Here is a 2,025-nt window from a genome sequence, read left to right on the forward strand (position 1 = left end):
CGGGGCGCGTACTTCAGTGCTGCCGCGCTGAGACCGCGGGCGTCCGTCTCCACCAGCTCGGATTCGAGTGGGGCCAGGGCGTTGACCAGCGCGGGGAGGATCTCGCCCGCCGAGCGGCCCTGGACCAGGGCACGGGTGCGGCGGTCGTAGGCGAGCAGGTCGACCCGGTCGCCGGCGCGTGAGGCGAGGGCCGCGAGGAGGAGCGCTGCGTCCATTGCGGCATCGAGGCGTGGAACGTCGCCGACTCGGCCTGCTGACGTGCGGCCCGTGTCGAGGACGATCAGGATGTGGCGGTCGCGCTCGGGACGCCAGGTGCGTACGGCGACGGCGTTCAGGCGGGCTGTGGCGCGCCAGTCGATGGAGCGTGTGTCGTCACCGGGGACGTACTCGCGGAGGCTGTCGAACTCCGTGCCTTCGCCGCGGGTCAACACACTGGTGCGGCCGTCGAGTTCGCGCAGGCGGGCCAGACGGGAGGGCAGGTGCTTGCGGCTGGCGAAGGGTGGCAGGACGCGGACGGTCCAGGGGACGCGGTGGTGTCCCTGGCGGGCTGCCAGGCCCAGGGGGCCGTACGAGCGGATCGTGATCCGTTCCGCCTGACGGTCACCGCGACGGGTGGGTCGCAGGGCGGTCGTGAGGCGGCGCCTTTCGCCGGCGGGGATCGTCACCGTGTGGCGGGAGGCGGTCTGTTCGGTGTCGGGGGGCCAGGCGCTGGGGGGCCACGCGTCGCGGAGTTGGGCGCGCAGACGGCGAGGGGAGGGGTTGGTGACGGCCAGGTGGACTTCGGCAGGCTCGTCAAGTCGAACTGAGGTGTCCCCAGTTCGGGTGAATTGGAGCATTCGTACTGGTGCAGCTCTCGCATAGTCGTACAGAATTGCGAGGGTGAGGGGGGCGTTGACGGCGAGAATCCCCGTCCAGCTGGGGGCGAGGATGCCGACGGGGAGGGAGCCCAGGGCGGCGAGAAGCGCGGTGCGTCCGGTCAGGGCCATGGGAGGGATCCTCAGCGGGGGACGGGGACTTGGGCGAGGATCGCGTTGATGACGGAGTCGGCGGTGACGCCCTCCATCTCGGCCTCGGGGCGGAGTTGGATCCGGTGGCGGAGGGTCGGCAGGGCGAGGGCTTTGACGTCGTCGGGGATGACGTAGTCGCGGCCGGTCAGCCAGGCCCAGGCGCGTGCGGTGGAGAGCAGGGCGGTGGCTCCTCGTGGGGAGACACCGAGGGTGAGTGAGGGGGATTCACGGGTGGCACGGCAGATATCCACGACGTAGCCGGTGATTTCGGGGGAGACGGAGGTCTTGGCGACTGCGGTGCGGGCCGCTTCGAGGTCGGCAGGACCGGCGACGGGGCGAATGCCGGCGGCTCGGAGGTCGCGGGGATTGAAGCCGTCGGCGTGCCGGGTGAGGACGCTGATCTCGTCCTCGCGGGACGGGAGGGGGACGGTCAGTTTGAGGAGGAAGCGGTCGAGCTGGGCCTCGGGGAGGGGGTAGGTGCCCTCGTACTCGACGGGGTTCTGGGTGGCGGCGACCAGGAAGGGGTCGGGCAGTGGCCGGGGCGTGCCGTCGACCGTGACCTGGCGTTCTTCCATCGCTTCGAGGAGGGATGACTGGGTCTTGGGGGGCGTGCGATTGATCTCGTCGGCGAGGAGGAGGTTGGTGAAGACGGGGCCTGACTGGAACGAGAACTCGGCGGTGCGGGCGTCGTAGACCAGCGATCCCGTGATGTCGCTCGGCATGAGGTCGGGGGTGAACTGGATTCGCTTGGTGTCGAGTTGGAGCGACGCGGCCANNCCTGGCCGACCACGGCCTTTCCGATCTCGGCTCGCAGGGCCTCCAGTGAGGCTCGGGCCTGGTCCGAGTGGTCGGGGGTCTGGGGGATCGGGGCGCTCATGAGGTGCGTACCTCTCGTTCTAGGGCGTCGAGTTCGTCTGCCAGGCGGATGAGGGCGGCGTCGTCGGCAGGGGGCGGGCCGAAGAGCAGAACCCGGAGATCGTGTGCCGTGGTGGGGAGTTGGGCTGAGACGGCGGGGAGG

1 protein-coding gene and 3 pseudogenes are annotated in these 2,025 nt (G+C 70.6%); all 4 read right to left on the minus strand.

Going from position 1 to position 2,025, the window contains the following annotated elements:
* A partial coding sequence (locus J0695_RS33475; RefSeq protein WP_206968531.1) for a DUF58 domain-containing protein occupies window positions 1-986 on the minus strand: 986 nt, incomplete at its 3' end.
* An 11-nt stretch (window positions 987-997) separates the two neighbouring features.
* Window positions 998-1,774 (minus strand): annotated as a pseudogene (locus tag J0695_RS33480) (AAA family ATPase); the annotation flags it as partial.
* 11 nt (window positions 1,775-1,785) lie between these two features.
* A pseudogene (locus tag J0695_RS45780) lies at window positions 1,786-1,884 on the minus strand (AAA family ATPase); the annotation flags it as partial.
* Window positions 1,881-2,025, minus strand: a pseudogene (locus tag J0695_RS44420) (DUF4350 domain-containing protein); the annotation flags it as partial. The pseudogenes J0695_RS45780 and J0695_RS44420, both read right to left, overlap by 4 nt.

This window comes from Streptomyces beijiangensis, from assembly GCF_017315755.1.
GTDB lineage: Bacteria > Actinomycetota > Actinomycetes > Streptomycetales > Streptomycetaceae > Streptomyces > Streptomyces beijiangensis.